Annotated in this window: 14 protein-coding genes; 10 read left to right on the top strand and 4 right to left on the bottom strand. The window is 70.5% G+C overall.

What is annotated here, in order from left to right; genetic code table 11:
• Positions 1 to 12: 12 nt before the first annotated feature.
• A complete protein-coding gene (locus tag ACFYY7_RS23335; RefSeq protein WP_388664089.1) occupies positions 13 to 669 on the bottom strand; it encodes a TetR family transcriptional regulator in 657 nt (218 codons plus the stop codon).
• Positions 670 to 1,023: 354 nt separating this feature from the next.
• On the opposite strand from ACFYY7_RS23335, the gene ACFYY7_RS23330 reads away from it, so the two are divergent.
• The 9 genes from ACFYY7_RS23330 to trpD all read left to right on the top strand — a co-directional run bounded on the left by ACFYY7_RS23330 (position 1,024) and on the right by trpD (position 11,718).
• Positions 1,024 to 1,326, top strand: coding sequence for a hypothetical protein (locus ACFYY7_RS23330; protein ID WP_388664087.1), 303 nt, complete (start codon positions 1,024 to 1,026; stop codon positions 1,324 to 1,326).
• Between the two features lie 136 nt (positions 1,327 to 1,462).
• Positions 1,463 to 1,660, top strand: coding sequence for an acyl-CoA carboxylase subunit epsilon (locus ACFYY7_RS23325; protein WP_266737863.1), 198 nt, complete (start codon positions 1,463 to 1,465; stop codon positions 1,658 to 1,660).
• 10 nt (positions 1,661 to 1,670) lie between these two features.
• Positions 1,671 to 3,290 (top strand): acyl-CoA carboxylase subunit beta, encoded by a 1,620-nt coding sequence (locus ACFYY7_RS23320; RefSeq protein WP_388664084.1) that lies wholly within the window; start codon positions 1,671 to 1,673, stop codon positions 3,288 to 3,290.
• A 351-nt stretch (positions 3,291 to 3,641) separates the two neighbouring features.
• Entirely contained in the window at positions 3,642 to 6,650 is a 3,009-nt protein-coding gene (locus ACFYY7_RS23315) for a BTAD domain-containing putative transcriptional regulator (protein ID WP_388664082.1), read from the top strand.
• A gap of 154 nt (positions 6,651 to 6,804) precedes the next feature.
• A complete protein-coding gene (gene sbnB / locus ACFYY7_RS23310) occupies positions 6,805 to 7,839 on the top strand; it encodes a 2,3-diaminopropionate biosynthesis protein SbnB (protein ID WP_388664080.1) in 1,035 nt (344 codons plus the stop codon).
• 12 nt (positions 7,840 to 7,851) lie between these two features.
• Positions 7,852 to 9,387: an anthranilate synthase component I family protein gene (locus ACFYY7_RS23305; protein ID WP_388664078.1), complete on the top strand. Its 1,536-nt coding sequence runs from the start codon at positions 7,852 to 7,854 to the stop codon at positions 9,385 to 9,387.
• Complete coding sequence (locus ACFYY7_RS23300) at positions 9,384 to 9,974, top strand: anthranilate synthase component II (protein WP_388664076.1); 591 nt, start codon at positions 9,384 to 9,386, stop codon at positions 9,972 to 9,974. Before ACFYY7_RS23305 ends, ACFYY7_RS23300 begins: the two co-directional genes overlap by 4 nt.
• 198 nt (positions 9,975 to 10,172) lie before the next feature.
• Positions 10,173 to 10,595 (top strand): hypothetical protein, encoded by a 423-nt coding sequence (locus tag ACFYY7_RS23295; RefSeq protein ID WP_388664074.1) that lies wholly within the window; start codon positions 10,173 to 10,175, stop codon positions 10,593 to 10,595.
• A gap of 19 nt (positions 10,596 to 10,614) precedes the next feature.
• A complete protein-coding gene (gene trpD / locus ACFYY7_RS23290) occupies positions 10,615 to 11,718 on the top strand; it encodes an anthranilate phosphoribosyltransferase (RefSeq protein ID WP_388664072.1) in 1,104 nt (367 codons plus the stop codon).
• Positions 11,719 to 11,809: 91 nt separating this feature from the next.
• Here the strand turns inward: trpD and ACFYY7_RS23285 are convergent, their stop codons facing one another.
• The 3 genes from ACFYY7_RS23285 to ACFYY7_RS23275 all read right to left on the bottom strand — a co-directional run bounded on the left by ACFYY7_RS23285 (position 11,810) and on the right by ACFYY7_RS23275 (position 15,373).
• Entirely contained in the window at positions 11,810 to 13,150 is a 1,341-nt protein-coding gene (locus ACFYY7_RS23285) for a cation:proton antiporter (protein WP_388664070.1), read from the bottom strand.
• Positions 13,137 to 13,673, bottom strand: a complete 537-nt coding sequence (locus tag ACFYY7_RS23280) for a flavin reductase family protein (protein ID WP_376313241.1) — start codon at positions 13,671 to 13,673, stop codon at positions 13,137 to 13,139. Before ACFYY7_RS23280 ends, ACFYY7_RS23285 begins: the two co-directional genes overlap by 14 nt.
• An 86-nt stretch (positions 13,674 to 13,759) precedes the next feature.
• Positions 13,760 to 15,373: a tryptophan halogenase family protein gene (locus tag ACFYY7_RS23275; protein ID WP_356086164.1), complete on the bottom strand. Its 1,614-nt coding sequence runs from the start codon at positions 15,371 to 15,373 to the stop codon at positions 13,760 to 13,762.
• Positions 15,374 to 15,584: 211 nt separating this feature from the next.
• Here ACFYY7_RS23275 and sbnA point away from each other — a divergent pair, with 211 nt between their 5' ends.
• A complete protein-coding gene (gene sbnA / locus ACFYY7_RS23270; RefSeq protein WP_388664068.1) occupies positions 15,585 to 16,634 on the top strand; it encodes a 2,3-diaminopropionate biosynthesis protein SbnA in 1,050 nt (349 codons plus the stop codon).
• Positions 16,635 to 16,649 lie beyond the last annotated feature (15 nt).

Raw genomic sequence — 16,649 nt, 5'->3', positions numbered from 1 at the left:
TGCGGTGGGTGGTTACCGCTCTTCGTTCGGGACCGGCAGGCCGGCGGCGAGCTGCTCGAAGACCTGTGCCAGGACCGCGCCGAGCGGCGCGGGTTCGTCGGCGCGCAGGCTGTGCTCGACGGCCGTCGCGCTGCCGGCCGCCACCACGGCGGCGACCAGCTTCGGGTAGACGTCGCGTTCGGCGTCGGTGCCGGTGCGCCGTGCGACGGCCTCGGCCAGCGCCTGCTGGGCGGCGGCGTTGGCCTTGACGATCTCACCGGCCAGCGCGGGTTCGCCCAGCATCAGCCGCACCCCCTCGCGCCACCGCTCGTTCTGCGGTGCGTTCCGGGACGCGGGGGTCTCCGGCGGTACGAACCGGCCGACGACGGCGTGCAGCAGCGAGTCCCAGAGCGGTTCGCCGGCCGGGCGCGCGAGCAGGTCCTCGGCGACCTGGAGCATCCTCTCCAGGTGGCTGGCGGCGATCGCCTCGGCCTTGCCGGCGAAGTAGTTGCGGAAGGTGCGGACGGAGACGTTGGCCTCGGCCGCGATCTGATCGACCGTCACATCGGCCCAGCCGTGCAGGACGCAGAGCCGGATCGCCGCCTGGCTCAGGGCGACCCGGGTCTCCCGCTTCTTGCGCTCACGGAGTCCGGGCTGCCCGGCCGTACGGGCCTCGTCTGCAGGTGTCATGCGAGCAGCGTAGAGCAAATCTTGCCGTCACGGCAAGATTGCAAGAATGGAAAGATTGCCAAAACGGAAAGATTATCCGATGGTGGCCCGCCCGGGGCAGTGACGGTGCCGCCGTGACGGCGCCGGGGGCCGGTGCGGTGGCTGACGCCCCGCTTCCGGCCCCCGGTGCTGCTCGGGCTCAGCGGATGGAGAGCCCGTACTCGCCCGTGCCCGGCCTGTTCACGCACTTCCATTCGGACCAGCCCTCGCGCTGGTACTGCTGACCGGCGTCGACGCACCGGGACTTGCTCGCGTACATGCCGATGTACGTCCAGTCCGCCGCCTGGGCGGACGGTGCGACCTCGCGCCCGGGACGTGGTCAAGTTCGAGGACTTCCCCGGAACCGCCGTGTGGCAGACCACCGACGGCGAGCAGATGTGGGAGCAGCAGGACGGCGAACACGCCCTGGACCCGGTCCGCTTCACGGCCGACGGATCGGTGCTGTACGGGGTGACGGACGACGAGAGCGCCACGAATACCGGCATCGCGGTGGACAGCCGGACGAAGAAGGTGCTGGCGAAGAACCTGCCCGAGGAGAACATCCCCTCCGTCGAAACGGCCACCGGTTACGGCTACGTCGGCACGGAGGCGGGACTGTTCGTCTTCGCGCCGGCGTGAACCGGACGGGGTGCCGGTCGGTTGCCGACCGGCACCCCGGCATAGGAGCCGCGTAGTCCCTCGCAAGGAATTCGTCGTCCCATGAGGGGCCGTGGGGTTCTCCGCAGTGAGCTCCCCGGAGGCGAAGGAGGGTGAGATGGGCAGTCCGGAGAGCTCCGGGATCGCGCTGAGCGTCGAGCGGGGGCAGGCCACCGAAGAGGAACTGGCCGCGCTCACCGTGGTGTTGCTCGCGTTGCGGGCCGATCGCGCGGAGCCGCCGCAGCGGCAGTCCGTCGCTGGGTCGCGGTGGTGGCGGCACGCGGACCGGTACGACGCCCCGCTCAGCTGGCAGTGAGGGGGACGCCATGACGACGACGATCGATCCCTCCGCCTCTGCTTCCGCCTCCGCTTCTGCCGATGGCGCAGGCGCCCCGGCCGACGTCCGGGGGCGTGTCGTGGAACTGCACGCCCTGCGTGAGCTGGCCCGCAGCGGGCCGAGCGAGAAGGCGACCGAGGCCCAGCACGCCAAGGGCAAGCTGACCGCGCACGAGCGGCTGGCGCTCCTCTTCGACGAGGGCACCTTCTGCGAGGTCGAGCAGTTGCGGCGGCACCGGGCCACCGGCTTCGGGCTGGAGGACAAAAGGCCGTACACCGACGGCGTCATCACCGGCTGGGGGCTCGTGGACGGCCGGACCGTCTTCGCCTTCGCCCACGACTTCCGGATCTTCGGCGGTGCGCTGGGCGAGGCCCACGCCACGAAGATCCACAAGATCATGGACATGGCCATAGCGGCGGGTGCGCCGCTGGTGTCGCTGAACGACGGCGCGGGCGCCCGTATCCAGGAGGGCGTCAGCGCGCTGGCGGGTTACGGCGGGATCTTCCAGCGCAACACCCGGGCCTCGGGTGCGATTCCGCAGATCAGCGTGATGCTCGGCCCGTGCGCGGGCGGCGCGGCCTACAGCCCCGCGCTGACCGACTTCGTCTTCATGGTCCGCGAGACCTCCCAGATGTTCATCACCGGGCCGGACGTGGTCAAGGCGGTGACCGGTGAGGAGATCACCCAGAACGGGCTCGGCGGCGCGGACGTGCACGCCGAGACCTCGGGCGTCGCGCACTTCGCGTACGACGACGAGGAGACCTGCATCGCCGAGGTCCGCTACCTGATCGGGATGCTGCCCTCCAACAACCGGCAGGACCCGCCGGTCCAGCCCACCCGCGACCCCGCCGACCGGCGCAACGACGGTCTCCTCGATCTCGTGCCCCTCGACGGCAACAGGCCGTACGACATGCGCCAGGTCATCGAGGAGCTCGTCGACGACGGCGACTACCTGGAGGTCCACGAGCGCTGGGCCCGCAACATCATCTGCGCGATGGCGCGGCTCGACGGACAGGTCGTCGGCATCGTCGCCAACCAGCCCCAGTCGCTGGCCGGGGTGCTGGACATCGGGGCGTCCGAGAAGGCCGCGCGCTTCGTGCAGATGTGCGACGCCTTCAACATCCCCATCATCACGCTGCTGGACGTACCCGGCTTTCTGCCCGGCGTCGACCAGGAGCACGGCGGGATCATCCGGCACGGTGCCAAGCTGCTGTACGCGTACTGCAACGCGACCGTGCCCCGGATCTCGCTGATCCTGCGCAAGGCCTACGGCGGTGCGTACATCGTGATGGACAGTCAGTCCATCGGTGCGGATCTGACGTACGCCTGGCCGACCAACGAGATCGCGGTGATGGGCGCCGAGGGTGCCGCCAACGTCATCTTCCGCCGGCAGATCGCCGCCGCCGAGGACCCGGAGGCGATGCGCGCCCGCATGGTCGAGGAGTACAAGGCCGAGCTCATGCACCCGTACTACGCCGCCGAGCGCGGGCTCGTGGACAACGTCATCGACCCGACCGAAACCCGGGAGGTGCTCGTCAAGTCACTGGCGATGCTCCGCAACAAGCACGCCGACCTGCCGTCCCGCAAGCACGGGAACCCGCCGCAGTAGACGCAAGCGCCGGAACGTGCGGGAGACGGGATCCCGCCGAGCCCCGGCGACCCCGGCCCCGGCCCCGGCCCCGGTCCGGCTCTGGTTCCGGCCCTGGTCCCGCCGGTGGTCCCACCCGTGGCGGGTCCGATCGTCGCCGATCGGACCCGTACGGATGTGACCGCATATGACAGGTAACCGGTCCCCGGCGGTATGTCCGCGCCCGGCACCGGAAATCGGTCATCGAGAGTTCGTCCCCGATCACCCGTTTCGAACTCCTGGACGGGTAATGTGATCCCGGAATTCCTCGGGGTGGGGGAAACGGGAGGCCCGGTGGGGGAACGGTTCTTATTCAAAATCCTTGGCCCACTCATGGTGACGTCGGGCGAGCGAAAGGTGGTCATCGGCGGGGCACGTCAACGGACCACACTCGCTCTGCTGTTGCTCAATCCCGGTCGAACAGTGCCGGTGGACACTCTGGTGCACGAAGTGTGGAACGGGAACCCGCCCGCCACCGCCCGTACCCAGATCGCCATCGTCATCGCCGCGCTCCGCAAGACGTTCAAGGCGCAGGGCGCGGCCGACGACACCATCGTGACCACGCATCCGGGATACCTCCTCGACGCCGAGAGCCACTACATCGACTCGGTGGAGTTCACCGCCCTCGTCGCGCAGGCGGAGACCGACGTGCGGGAGCAGCGCCTGGAGGACGCGGCGGGCCGGTACCGGCGCGCCCTCGACCTGTGGCGCGGGCCCGCGCTCGCCGGGGTGTCCGGGCTGCTCGTCGAGGAGGAGGCCGGCCGACTCGGTGAGTACCGGCTCAACGCCTACGACGACGCCACCGCCGTCCAGCTGGCGTTGGGGCGCCACTACGAACTGCTGCCCGAGCTCGGCGGGGTCGTGCAGGAGAACCCGCTGCGCGAGCGGACCCGGTACCACCAGATGCTCGCCCAGTACCGGGCGGGACGGCGCGCCGAGGCCATGGAGTCCTACCGGGAGGCGCGCGAGCAGTTCATCGAGGAGCTCGGGCTCGAACCGGGCCCGGACCTCCAGGAACTGCACGACCTGATCCTGCGCGACGACCCCTCGCTGACCCCGGCCGACGGACCGGTCTCCGTCGCGGCCGAGGCCGCGGTGCCCGAGGTCGTCGTGGTCCCGTCCGAACTTCCGCCGGACGTACCTGGGTTCACCGGCCGCGAGAGCGAACTCGCGGCCCTGGACGCGTTGATGATCGAATCCGGGGCCACGCTCCAGACCCCCACCGTCGGCCTGATCACCGGTGTCGCCGGGGTCGGCAAGTCCGGTCTCGCCCTGCGCTGGGCGCACCGGGTCGCCGACGACTTCCCCGACGGGCGGCTCTTCGCCGACCTGCGCGGTTACGACGAACAGCACGAGCCCGCATCCGTCGCCGACGTCCTCGGCCGCTTCCTGCGCTCGCTCGGCGTGCCGGGGCAGCAGATCCCGGAGGCGCTGGAGGAGCGGATCGCGCTCTACCGCAGCCTGCTCACCGAGCGCCGCGCGCTGATCGTCCTGGACAATGTGCGCACCCACGCCCAGGTCGCCCCACTGCTGCCGGGCAGCGGCGCCAGCTGCGTGGTCGTCACCAGCCGCGACCAGCTGGAGCAGCTGGTGACCTGGCCGCAGGAGGCCCGCGTCCACCTGGGCGTCCTGCCGCCCGACGCGGCCGTCGAACTCGTCGCCAAGATTGCCGGTGAGGAACGGATCGCAGCCGCCCGAGCGGACGCGAACCGGCTGGTCGAGCTCTGCGACCGGCTGCCGCTCGCCCTGCGCATCGCCGCCGCCCGCCTGGCGTCCAAGCCGCACTGGACGGTACGGCACCTGGTGACCAGGCTCAGCGACGAGCGGCGCAGGCTCGACGAGCTGAGCCAGGGGGAGTCCCGGGTACGGGCCGGGTTCGAGCTCAGCTACCGCTACCTTTCCCCCGACGCGGCCCGCCTCTACCGGCGCCTCGGCCTCGCCGACGTACCGGACTTCACCTCGTGGGTGGCCGCCGCGCTGCTCGATGTCGACGTGATCGACGCGGAGCTGCTCCTGGAGGACCTGGTGGACACCCAGTTCCTGGAGGTCGTCGGCGTCGACGCGACCGGGCGGCTGCGCTACCGCTTCCAGAACCTGCTGCGTCTGTACGCGGGGGAGCGCGCCCGGGACGAGGAGTCGGACGAGGCCTGGCGGGAGGCCTGCCGCCGGGTCTTCCGCACCGCCCTGACCATTGCCCGCGAGGCCCACCGCAGGGAGAGCGGCGGGGAGTTCAGCATCGTGCACAGCGGCACCGAGCCGGCCACCATCGACACGGACCTGCTGGAGGAGCTGCTCTCGGACCCGCTGGCCTGGTTCGAGGCGGAGCGGCTCTGCCTGGTCGGCATGGTCGAGCAGGCGGCCCGGATGGGCATGGCCGATCTCGCCTGGGACCTCACGGGGTCCGCGTCCGTGCTCTTCGAGACGCGCAGCTACGTGGAGAACTGGGAGAGCTGCGCGGAGCACGCCCTGGACGCGGCCCGCGCCGCCGACGACCGCCTGGGCCAGGCGGTCATGCTGCACCACACCGGGGCCGCCGCGCTGATGCGGCAGAGCATGGACGAGGCGAAGGCGCGCTCCGAGGAGGCGCTCGAGCTGTACGGAGACCTGGACGAGCGGCTGGGCCGAGCACTGGTTCTGCGTAACCTCGCGGTCGTCCACCGCCTTCAGGGCGACCCCGACGCGGCGGCGGACCGGCTGCGCGGGGCGCTGCCCATCTTCCGCGAGGCCGGTGATCTGTCGTCGGAGTCGTCCGTCCTCCAGAACATGGCCCAGCTGGAGCTGGACCGGGGCAACTACGAGGCCAGCCTCGGCCACGCCCGGGACGCGGTACGGGTCGCGGAGTCCATGGACCCGGGCGCCTCGCGCAGCCTCGCCCAGTGCCTGTACCGGCTGGGCAGCGCGCAGCTGCTGTCCGGGCGGGCGGAGGAGGCCGAGGAGTCGTACCTGCGGGTGGAGGAGCTGTCCCGGGCGAAGGCCGACGCCCACGGCCTCGCGCACGCCCTGTACGGACTCGGCCAGGCCCGGGTGGCGCTCGGGGCGCTCGAATCGGCCGAGACCGCGTACGTCCAGGGCCGCAAGGTCGCCCGCGAGCTCGGCAGCCCCGTCGTCGAGGGATCGATCAGGCTGAAACTGGGCGTACTCCTGCGGGGGCTGGGCCGGGAGGAGGAGGCCCGCGCCGAACTCCTGGGCGCCAAGGAGCTGTTCACCCGGAGAGGGGCCACGCACTGGCAGGAGGAGGTGGCCCGGGAGCTCAGCGGATCCCCGGATGTCTCTGCGGAAGTCCTGCCGGAGCTCCCGCCGGTCTCGCCGGAAGTCGCCCCGGAGGTGGGAATCGGCGAATAGGAAGAAAGGGGCCGGCCATTTTTCCGGGGCCGGAAACGGGCGGTGGGACGGGGTCCGCTTTGCGGACGGGCTTAATCCGGCGATATCACGCCGATAAGGCCGATGGCTAGCGTCATCACAGAAATTCGGTTTCCCGAGAGCTGTGGAGTCTGTGATGCCGCCAACCCCCGGGGTGCCCTCGTTCGCCGTGATTCCCGGCGCGCAGGTGCACCGAGTCCTCGACGGCCGGCACGAGGAAGTGGTCCGGCTGATCGAGTCGGCCTACCGCGTGCACGGCGGCGGTGACACGGTCAACCCGCCCTCCTACTTCCTGCGCTTCCCCGACCGCCCCACCTCACGCATCATCGCGCTGCCCGCCTCCCTCGGCGGCGCCGCACCCGTCGACGGCATCAAATGGATCTCCAGCTTCCCCGAGAACGTGGCGGCCGGGATTCCCCGGGCCTCCGCCGTGCTCATCCTCAACGACCCGGCCACCGGCTACCCGCTGGCCTGTCTGGAGAGCTCCATCATCAGCGCGGCCCGCACCGCCGCCTCGGCGGCGCTCGCCGCGGACCGGCTCACCGAGGGGCGTGACCGGCCGCGCCGGATCGGCTTCTTCGGCACCGGCCTGATCGCCCGGTTCATCCACCAGTACCTCGTGGGCACCGGCTGGAGCTTCGAGGAGACCGGGGTGTACGACCTGTCGGAGGAGCACGCCCGGGGCTTCGCCGAACACCTGGAGCGCGAGGGCGACAACGGCACGGTCACCCTGCACACCGGCCCCGAAGAGCTGATCCGCTCCAGCGACGTCGTCGTCTTCGCGACCGTCGCCGGAGCCCCGCACGTCACCGACCCGGCGTGGTTCACCCACAACCCGCTGGTCCTGCACGTGTCGCTGCGCGACCTGTCGCCCGAGGTGATCCTCGCGGCCACCAACGTCGTCGACGACATCGACCACTGCCTCAAGGCCGACACCTCCCCGCACCTCGCCGAACAGCTCAGCGGGAACCGGGAGTTCATCGACGGCACCCTGTACGACGTACTCACCGGCGACCTGAAGATCCGCGACGACCGGCCCGTCGTCTTTTCACCCTTCGGGCTCGGCGTCCTGGACCTCGCGGTCGGCGGACACATCTACGAAACCCTGCGCGCCGACGGCCAACTCGCCGTCGTGGACGACTTCTTCCACGAGATGCGCCGATACGGCTGAGATGAGACGACCGTGACCACTCTGCTCGACAGCCCGCCCCGGCCCGCAGGGCCCGGCCCGGGTTCCATCACCGTACGTGTGGAGGAGACCGCCCTCGCCCCGCACGAACCGCTCGACCTCTACGCCGCGCTGCGCGAGCAGTCGGCGCACGACGTCTTCCTGCTGGAGAGCCGTGAAGGCCCCGGACAGTCTCCCGGAGCCACCGTCGTGGGCCACGGACTGCTCGCCGAGATCCGGGTGCACGCCGACCGGATCTGTGTCGACGGCGCCGAGGCCGTCGTCGCCGCGGCCCTCGCGGCCGCCGACGGACTCGGCCTCGCCCCCCGGCCCGGCAACGAACGCGGCCACCTCCACGGCGACCAGCTCTGGCAACTGCTGCGCACCGTCCAGGACCTGTTCACCGTGGAGACCGGCCGGCCCCACGACAGCTACGCCTTCGGCTTCCTCGCCACCTTCGGCTACGGCTCCGCCTGGCACATGGAGACCCTGCCCGACCGGGGCGAGCGGGACCACGGCGAACCCGACATCGTGCTCGGCCTGTTCCGCGAGACCGTCTGGTACGGCCCCGAACCGGGCACCGTGCGCAGACTCACCGCGCACAGCGACGCCTTCCCCGACCCGGAACCCCTCGACCTGAGCGAGGAGACCGTCGCGGCGGTCGCCGCCGTCGGCCGGGTACCCGAGGTCCTGCCCGAGGCGCCGAAGCCGCACGCCGTACGGGACACCTGCGACGAGCAGACCTTCCTCGCGCGGGCCCGGCGCTGCCTGGAGCACATCGGCGTCGGCGACATCTACCAGATCCAGATCGGCCACCGCATCGACGTCGAATCGGACCTCGAACCCTTCGAGGTCTACCGGCGGCTGCGCGGCCGCAACCCGTCCCCGTACATGTACCTCGTCCCGCGCGACGGGCGCACCGTCATCGGCGCCAGCCCCGAAGTGCTCTTCCGCACCGAGGGCGGCAAGGTCGTCATGCGGCCCATCGCCGGGACCGCGCCGCGCAGCGGCGACCCCGGCATCGACGAGCCCCGGGTCGCCCGCCTCGTCGCCGACGAGAAGGAACGGGCCGAGCACGTCATGCTCGTCGACCTGTGCCGCAACGACATCGGCCGGGTCTGCCTGCCCGGCACGCTGGAGGCGCACGGGCTGATGACGGTCGAGACGTACTCGCACGTCTTCCATCTCGTCTCCACCGTCGAGGGCACCCTCGCCCCCGAGGACGACACCTGGTCCGTGCTGCGCGCCACCTTCCCGGCGGGCACCGTCACCGGCGCGCCCAAGATCCGCGCCATGGAGATCATCGAGGAGCTGGAGAGCGAGCCGCGCGGCATGTACGCGGGCGCCGTCGGCCTCGTCGACCTGCGCGGCTGGAGCCAACTCGCCCTGTGCATCCGCACGATCGTGCACGACGGCCGCAGCGGCACCTACTCCACCCAGAGCTGCGCGGGCATCGTCGCCGACTCGTCCCCCGGGGCCGAGTGGCGGGAGACCCTGCACAAGATGGGCGCGGCCTACTGGTCGCTGACCGGTGAGGAGCTGCTGCCGTGAAGGTCCTGCTCGTCGACGCGTACGACAGTTTCACCCACATCATCGACCAGTACCTGCGCACCCTGGGCGCCGACACCGACGTCGTCCGGTCGCACACCCGCACCCCGCAGCAGCTCGCCGGCATGAGGCCCGACGCGGTCGTCCTGGGCCCGGGGCCCGGCCACGCGGCCGAATCGGGCCACGTCGAGCTGGTGCGCACCTTCGCCGGGTCCGTACCGCTGCTCGGCATCTGCCTGGGCCACCAGGCGATCTGTCTGGCCTACGGAGGGCGGGTCACGGTCGCCGAGCGGCTCAAGCACGGCAAGACCAGCCTCGTGCGCCACGACGGCGCCGGGGTGTTCGAGGGGCTGGAACCGGTGATGACCGCCACGCGCTATCACTCGCTGATCGCCGACGAACCGCTGCCGCCCCCGCTGATCGCCACCGCGCACGCCCAGGACGACGGCTATGTGATGGGGCTGCGGCACCGCACGCTCGCCGTGGAAGGGGTGCAGTTCCACCCCGAGTCCATCACCACCGTCGGCGGCCTGCGGCTCCTGGACAACTTCCTGACGGCCGCCGGACGGAAATTGAAATCGATCCCCTGAGGCTGGGGACCGTCCCGTGGGACACACCCTCCAGATGGCTGGAATATTCGCGTCCGGATGGTGCTGATCAGCGGTTATATCAAATATATTGCTGCTTCTGATGGGCGGAAGTCCCGGTGATAATGATTCGAAACAGGTCCTTCCTAATGTTCTGGATGTCGGAACGAACCGCAACAGTTCATAGGGGGAAAAGGAATCATGAAGCTCAATGCGATCACCGGGAAGATCCAGCAGACCGTCGTCGTGACGCTCGCCGGTGCGGCGATATTCGCCACCGTGCAGACCGTCTCGGAGGCCGGCCGGACGGACCGCGTCGGCTCCTACATCACCGCCGCCGCCACGCCGCTCGACGACCCGTGGCACCCGAGCCCCGTGGCCGTCCGGGCATCGGCGCTGGACGACCCGTGGCACCCGAGCCCCGTGGCCGTCCGGGCATCGGCGCTGGACGATCCGTGGCACCCGAGCCCCGTGGCCGTCCAGGCATCGGCGTCGGACGACCCGTGGCACCCGAGCTCCGCGACCGTCCAGGCATCGGCGCTGGACGACCCGTGGCACCCGAGCCCCGTCGCCGTCCAGGGACCGGTTCTGGACGACCCGTGGCACCCGGCGCCGAGCGCCTGACCGAAGAAGGAGAAGACCAGTGAGCGCCACGACACCCGAACAGGACCGCTCCTGGCCCCCGTTGCTGGGGCAGGTGCTCGACGGCCGGGATCTCTCCGCCGTCGACACCGCCTGGGTGATGGACCAGGTGATGCGGGGCCGCGCGACCGACGCACAGATCGCCGGCTTCCTGGTGGCCCTGCGGGCCAAGGGCGAGACCGTGGGCGAGCTCGAAGGGCTCGTGCACGGGATGCTGGCCCATGCCGTACACATCGACGTGCCGGGGAGGACCGTCGACGTGGTGGGCACCGGGGGCGACGGCGCACGCACGGTCAACATCTCCACGATGTCCGCGATCGTCGCGGCGGGAGCGGGGGCACGGGTCGTCAAGCACGGCAACCGTGCGGCGAGTTCGGCCTCCGGCTCCGCCGACGTCCTCGAAGCACTGGGCGTCACCCTGCGGCTGCCGCCCGAGCGGATCGCCGCCGTGGTCGACGAGGCGGGCATCACCTTCTGCTTCGCGCCGGACTTCCACCCGGCGATGCGCCACGCGGCGGGGCCACGCAAACAGCTCGGCATCCCGACCGTCTTCAACGCGCTGGGCCCGCTGACCAATCCGGCGGCGCCCACCGCCCAGGCGGTCGGGGTCGCCGACGCCCGGCTGCTGCCGCTGATCGCCGGAGCACTGGCCCGGGCCGGCGGCCGGGGCCTGGTCTTCCGGGGCGACGACGGGCTCGACGAGCTCACCGTCACCACCACGTCGACCGTGCTGACCGTGGACGACGGTGACATCAGGCAGGAGCGGTTCGACCCGCGCGACGTGGGGATCGCGCTCGCACCGCTGGAGGCGCTGCGCGGGGAGGACGCCGCGTACAACGCGGCCGTCGCCCGGCGGATCCTCGACGGCGAGCGCGGCCCGGTGCGCGACGCGGTGCTGCTCTCCGCGGGCGCCGCGCTCGTGGCGGGCGAACCCACCGGGGGGCGTACCGTCACCGAACGCCTGGGCTGGGCGGTGGAAGCGGCGGGCCGGGCGATCGACTCAGGCGCCGCGGCCGAGACCCTCGACCGGTGGGTACGGGCCACCTCGGCCCCGCATGCCCCGGTCGCCGAGACCCCGGTCACCCGGGTCGCCACGGCGGCGTGACCGGGCACCCGGGACGGACGCGGACCGAGGACGGCGCCATGGCGGTACTTCCCGGGAGACCGGTGGGTACGGCCATGGCGCGTCCGCGCGGTCACCTGGCAGCGGTGGGTTCGAGAGCCTGGTCCCGCTCCAGGTCCGCTCCGCCGGCCGTCGCCGGCTCCGCGTCGTCGCGGGCGGCCACCTCGGACCCCGTCCGCCCGGAACCGCGGAACTTCTCGCGCCGGATCCAGGAGAGGGCCGGCGACGTGAGGCCCGTGGTGATCAGCGCCATCAGCACCAGCATGGTGAACAGATCGGGCCCGATCACACCGAGTTCGAGCCCCAGGTTCAGCACCACCAGTTCGGTCAGGCCCCGGCAGTTCATCAGCGCCCCGATCGCCAGGGAGTCGCGCCAGGACTGACCCGACAGCCGGGCCCCGGCCGTGCTCCCGCCCCACTTGCCGAGCATCGCGACGGCGAGCACCGCCAGCGCCCACAGCCACTGGACCGGGTCGCCGGCCAGCAGCGAGACATCGGTGCGCAGCCCGGTGGCGACGAAGAACAGCGGCAGCAGCACCGGAACCGAGAACGCGCGCAGCCGAGCCGTGCAGCGCTCGATGACCCTGGATCCCCGAGGAGTGACCAGACCGAAGACGAAGGCGCCGAACAGCGCGTGCACACCGATCCTGTCGGTGGCCAGTGCGGAGAGGCACAGGCCGCTGAAGAGGACGACGAGGACCACACCGTCCACGGTCCGCTCGGCCCGCTTCGCCCAGTGGGCGAGCAGCGGACGCAGCGCGTAGACCATGACGGCGAGGAAGACCGCGGCGAGCGCCGCCGTCGTCAGCGCCTCGGCCGGCGAACCGCTCGTCGACACCGCGACCACCGCCGCCAGCAGGCACCAGGCGGTCACGTCGTCGACCGCCGCGCACGCCATGGCCAGCGAGCCGATCCGGGTACCGATCAGGCCCCGGTCGGTGAGCACCCGGGCCAGGACGGGGAACGCGGTGATGCTCATCGACACGGCGATGAACAGCACGAACGGCAACCGGCCCACGCCCGGCGGCGCGAACGAGCCGAACATCGCGAGGGCCAGCAGCGAGCCCAGGACCAGTGGCAGGACGATGCTGGCCTGACTGACCGCGACCGCGGTACCGCGATGGCCGCGCAATGTGCCGAGGTCCAGTTCGAGGCCGATCAGGAACATGAAGGCCAGCAGGCCGATGTTGCCGAAGGCGCTGATGTACGGCAGCACCGACTCGGGGAACAGCCAGGTCTGTGCCGCGGGCGAGATCCAGCCCAGCAGTGACGGCCCCAGCATGATGCCGAGGGTGATCTCGCCGATGACCGGCGGCTGGCCGAACCTGCGGAACAGCTGGGCGCCCGCCTGGCACACCAGGATGACCACGGGGATGGCGATCAGGAGATCGGGCAGGGGGTCACGTGCCGACACGGCCGGCTCCTTCCTTGGCGGTCGCCGTGGCGTCCGACCAGCGTGCGTAGCGGCGCCGCCCGTACAACAGCGGCTGGGCGGACTCGTCGGCGGTGAACCGCCGTACCTGGGCGAAGACGGTGGTGTGGTCCCCGACCTCCCGCGTACCGACCACAGCGCAGTCGGCGATGGCGTGCGCGGCCTCCGTCAGATGCGGGCCGCCCGCGCCCAGCGGCAGCCGCCACTCGCTCAGCGCGAACCGGTCGGGGTTGCCGGAGCTGAAGAGGTCGGAGGTGCCGTGCGCGTCCTCGTGCAGCAGGTTGAGCGCCAACTGCCCACTGGACAGCACGGATTCGGTGGTGGGGCTCGCCGTGCGCAGGCAGATCACGAGCGTCGGCGGGGAGAGCGCCACGCTCGCCAGTGAGCTGCAGGTCATCCCGCGGGGCGTGCCGTCGGCGTCGAGCGTCGTCACCACGGAGACGCCGGAGGGGAAACTGCCCATCAGCGGGCGTATGTCGGCTTCCGGAACGGGCCGGTCGGTCATGGTTTCTCCTGTCGAAGACGTGTGCCGCGCGCCCGGCAGCCGGCCGGAGAGGAGTCCCGGCTGCCGGGCGGCGCGGTGCGGCACGACTACTTGCCGTGCAGCTGGCGGAGCGCCTCGTAGGTGCTCGGCAGGGAGTTGAGGAGTTCCTGCTGCTCCTTCTTGACCTTGGTGAACATGGCCTGCGCGGCGGCCACGGACTCCGGCTTGTGGTAAAGGATCGGCAGCGGTGCGTCCGGCTCCAGACCGAGGCCGGCGAAGATGCAGTAATAGCGCTCGTTGGTCCAGAAGTTACGGAATTCCGCCTCGAAATTCCCGTAGTAGGTCGTGTCGTCGGTGGCCGCGGGATTGACCGGAAGGCCAGCCTTGTACGCGTCGATCTTCTCGCGGATGCTCGGGGCGAGTTTCAGTTCCTTGTTGGCGCGCCAGAAGGGCGAGTCGGTGCGCGGCGCGAAGTAGAAGTGGGTCTGGATGAAATCGCGGGTGTCGTCGAACATCACCTCTATTTCCTTGTTGAAGTTGTCGACCAGGGCCTGGTTGAACGTCTTGTCCGGGAAGTGCTTCGCCAGCTGGTAGGCAGCGGCGGTGATGAAGTAGATGCCGGTGGACTCCAGGGGCTCCAGGAAGGCGCTGGAAAGGCCGATGCCGATGACGTTCTTCACCCAGGCGCGGCGGTTGCGGCCGACCCGGAACTTCACGTGGTTGAACTGGGTGGTCTCGGGGTCCAGGCCCCACAGCTCGCAGAACTCGGCGGTGGCCTCCTCCTGCGTGGTGAAGCGGCTGGAGTAGACGTAACCGGTGCCGAAGCGGCCCAGCATCGGTATCTTCCAGGTCCACCCGGAGGACATCGCGATCGCCGAGGTGTACGGCTCCACGCCGTTGGCCTCGTCGTCGTGCGGCACGGCCGTGGCGACCGCGCGGTCGCACAGCAGCTGGTCGCTCATGTCGACGAAGGGCTCCTCCATCGCCTGGTTCATCAGCAGGCTGCGGAAGCCGGAGCAGTCCACGAACAGGTCCGCGTCGAGGACCCGGCCCTCCTTGGTGTGCAGGGCCTTGACGAAGCCCCGCTCGTCCTTCTCGACGCGCGTCATCTCGTCCTGGATGTGGTGCACGCCCTGCTTCCCGGTGGCGAACCGGCGCAGGAAGTCCGCGACGAGCGCCGCGTCGAAGTGCCACGCGTACCGGGTGGGCGAGGTGCCGTCCAGGTGCCGCGGCGCCTTGTTGGCGTCCATCAGCGGCGCCTCGCGGAAGCAGGCGTAGTCGTACGGCTCGTCCGTCTTTCCCTCGTACTTGTTCTTGAACCAGTAGTGCGACATCGGGGTGTTGTCGTGCTCCGGGCTGATGCCGAACGGGTGGTAGAAGTGGTCCGGACCGCCCTTGTCGAGCTCACGCGGACTGCTCTGGCCCTTGCCCGGAGTACGCCAGTTGATGAAGCGGACCGCCATCTTGTAACTGGCGTTGCACTCGCGCATCCACTCCTCCTCCTCGATTCCGAGGAAGTCGAAGAGAACGCGGTGCAGATTGGGCACGGTGGCCTCTCCCACACCGATGCGCGGAATGCTCGGCGCCTCCAGGACCGTGACGTCGACCGTGCTCTGGAGGGCCTTGCCGAGATAGGCGGCGGTCATCCAGCCGGCCGTACCGCCGCCGAGGATCACGACCTTCTTGATGGCGTTGTCTGTTGCGGTGGAGGTGCCCGTCATATCGAATTTCCTCTTCTGGCGGAGTTGTGGTGGCGGAACTGTGGGGATGGCCAGAGTCGGCAGCAGCTCTACGGCACTTCTATAACCCGGCGGAAAAGGCCGAATGAGATCGCAGGGTGTCGGGATTTATGGAGGGCGTATAGCGCGCGGGCACAGCCTGGGACCTGTTGATTCCGCACTCGTATCTCCCAGCAGAGGATGGCCGCATCACATGGCGAGCACAGAACGGGAGCCGGAGACGGGGCTGAAAGGCATCCTTTCCACTGTGGGAGGAACCCCGCTCGTAGAGCTCGAACGGTTGATGCCGGGTTTCACCTCGCGGGTGTTCGCCAAGGTGGAGCGTTTCAACCCCGGCGGTAGTGTCAAGGACCGCTCCGCGCTGAACATGGTGGCCACGAAGATCCGGTCCGGGGAGCTCGTCCCGGGCCGTTCGACGGTCATCGAGTCCAGCTCGGGAAACCTCGCGATCGGGCTCGCGCAGATCTGCGGCTACTACGGCCTGCGGCTCGTCTGTGTGGTGGACACCCGCACCACCCGGCAGAACATCGCGATCCTGCGGGCCTACGGGGCCGAGGTCGAGATCATCACCGAGCCCGACCCGGCCACCGGGGAACTGCTGTCCGCCCGGCTGCACCGGGTCGCCGAACTCATGGCGACCACCCCCGACGCCTACTGGCCCGACCAGTACGCCAATCCGCTCAACCGGCGGGCCCACGAGACCACGATGGGGGAGATCGCCGAAGCCCTCGACGGCAAGGTCGACCAGCTCGTCGTGGCCGCGGGCACCAGCGGCACGCTCGGCGGCTGCGCCGAGTACATCCGCCGGCACCACCTCGGCACGACCGTCAACGCGGTCGACGCCCTCGGCAGCGTGCTGTTCGACTCACCCGTCGACTGCGCCCGTCTGGTGCCCGGCCACGGCGCGTCCGTCGCGCCCAAACTGCTGCGGCGGTCCGACGCGGACCGGGTGGTGCACGTCGGTGACCTGGACTGCGTGGTGGGCTGCCGCACCCTGGTGCGCCGCGAGGCGATCCTCGCCGGCGGCTCGTCCGGCGCGGTCGTCGCGGCCCTGACCCGGCTCGCCCCCGGCATACCGCCCGGCTCCAACGTGGTGATCGTGCTGCCCGACGGCGGCGACCGCTACCTCGACACCATCTACGACGACACCTGGGTGCAGCAGCACTTCGGGGACGTCGCCCACCTGTGGGACGGGCCGTCGGACGCCGGGTTCGTGGGCCAACTGGCCGATATAGCCCAGTAATAGCGCGTCACCGCA

It is taken from the genome of Streptomyces sp. NPDC001933, assembly GCF_042890955.1.
Classification (GTDB): Bacteria; Actinomycetota; Actinomycetes; order Streptomycetales; family Streptomycetaceae; genus Streptomyces.
Note: the sequence above shows the minus strand (reverse complement) of the source record. Positions and strands in the feature narration are given on the sequence as shown.

Coding starts and splice junctions, on each gene's coding strand:
- ACFYY7_RS23335 (WP_388664089.1), bottom strand. CDS start 669: ATGACACCTGCAGACGAGGCCCGTACGGCCGGGCAGCCCGGACTCCGT.
- ACFYY7_RS23325 (WP_266737863.1), top strand. CDS start 1,463: ATGGGCAGTCCGGAGAGCTCCGGGATCGCGCTGAGCGTCGAGCGGGGG.
- ACFYY7_RS23320 (WP_388664084.1), top strand. CDS start 1,671: ATGACGACGACGATCGATCCCTCCGCCTCTGCTTCCGCCTCCGCTTCT.
- ACFYY7_RS23315 (WP_388664082.1), top strand. CDS start 3,642: ATGGTGACGTCGGGCGAGCGAAAGGTGGTCATCGGCGGGGCACGTCAA.
- sbnB (WP_388664080.1), top strand. CDS start 6,805: ATGCCGCCAACCCCCGGGGTGCCCTCGTTCGCCGTGATTCCCGGCGCG.
- ACFYY7_RS23295 (WP_388664074.1), top strand. CDS start 10,173: ATGAAGCTCAATGCGATCACCGGGAAGATCCAGCAGACCGTCGTCGTG.
- ACFYY7_RS23280 (WP_376313241.1), bottom strand. CDS start 13,673: ATGACCGACCGGCCCGTTCCGGAAGCCGACATACGCCCGCTGATGGGC.
- ACFYY7_RS23275 (WP_356086164.1), bottom strand. CDS start 15,373: ATGACGGGCACCTCCACCGCAACAGACAACGCCATCAAGAAGGTCGTG.
- sbnA (WP_388664068.1), top strand. CDS start 15,585: ATGGCGAGCACAGAACGGGAGCCGGAGACGGGGCTGAAAGGCATCCTT.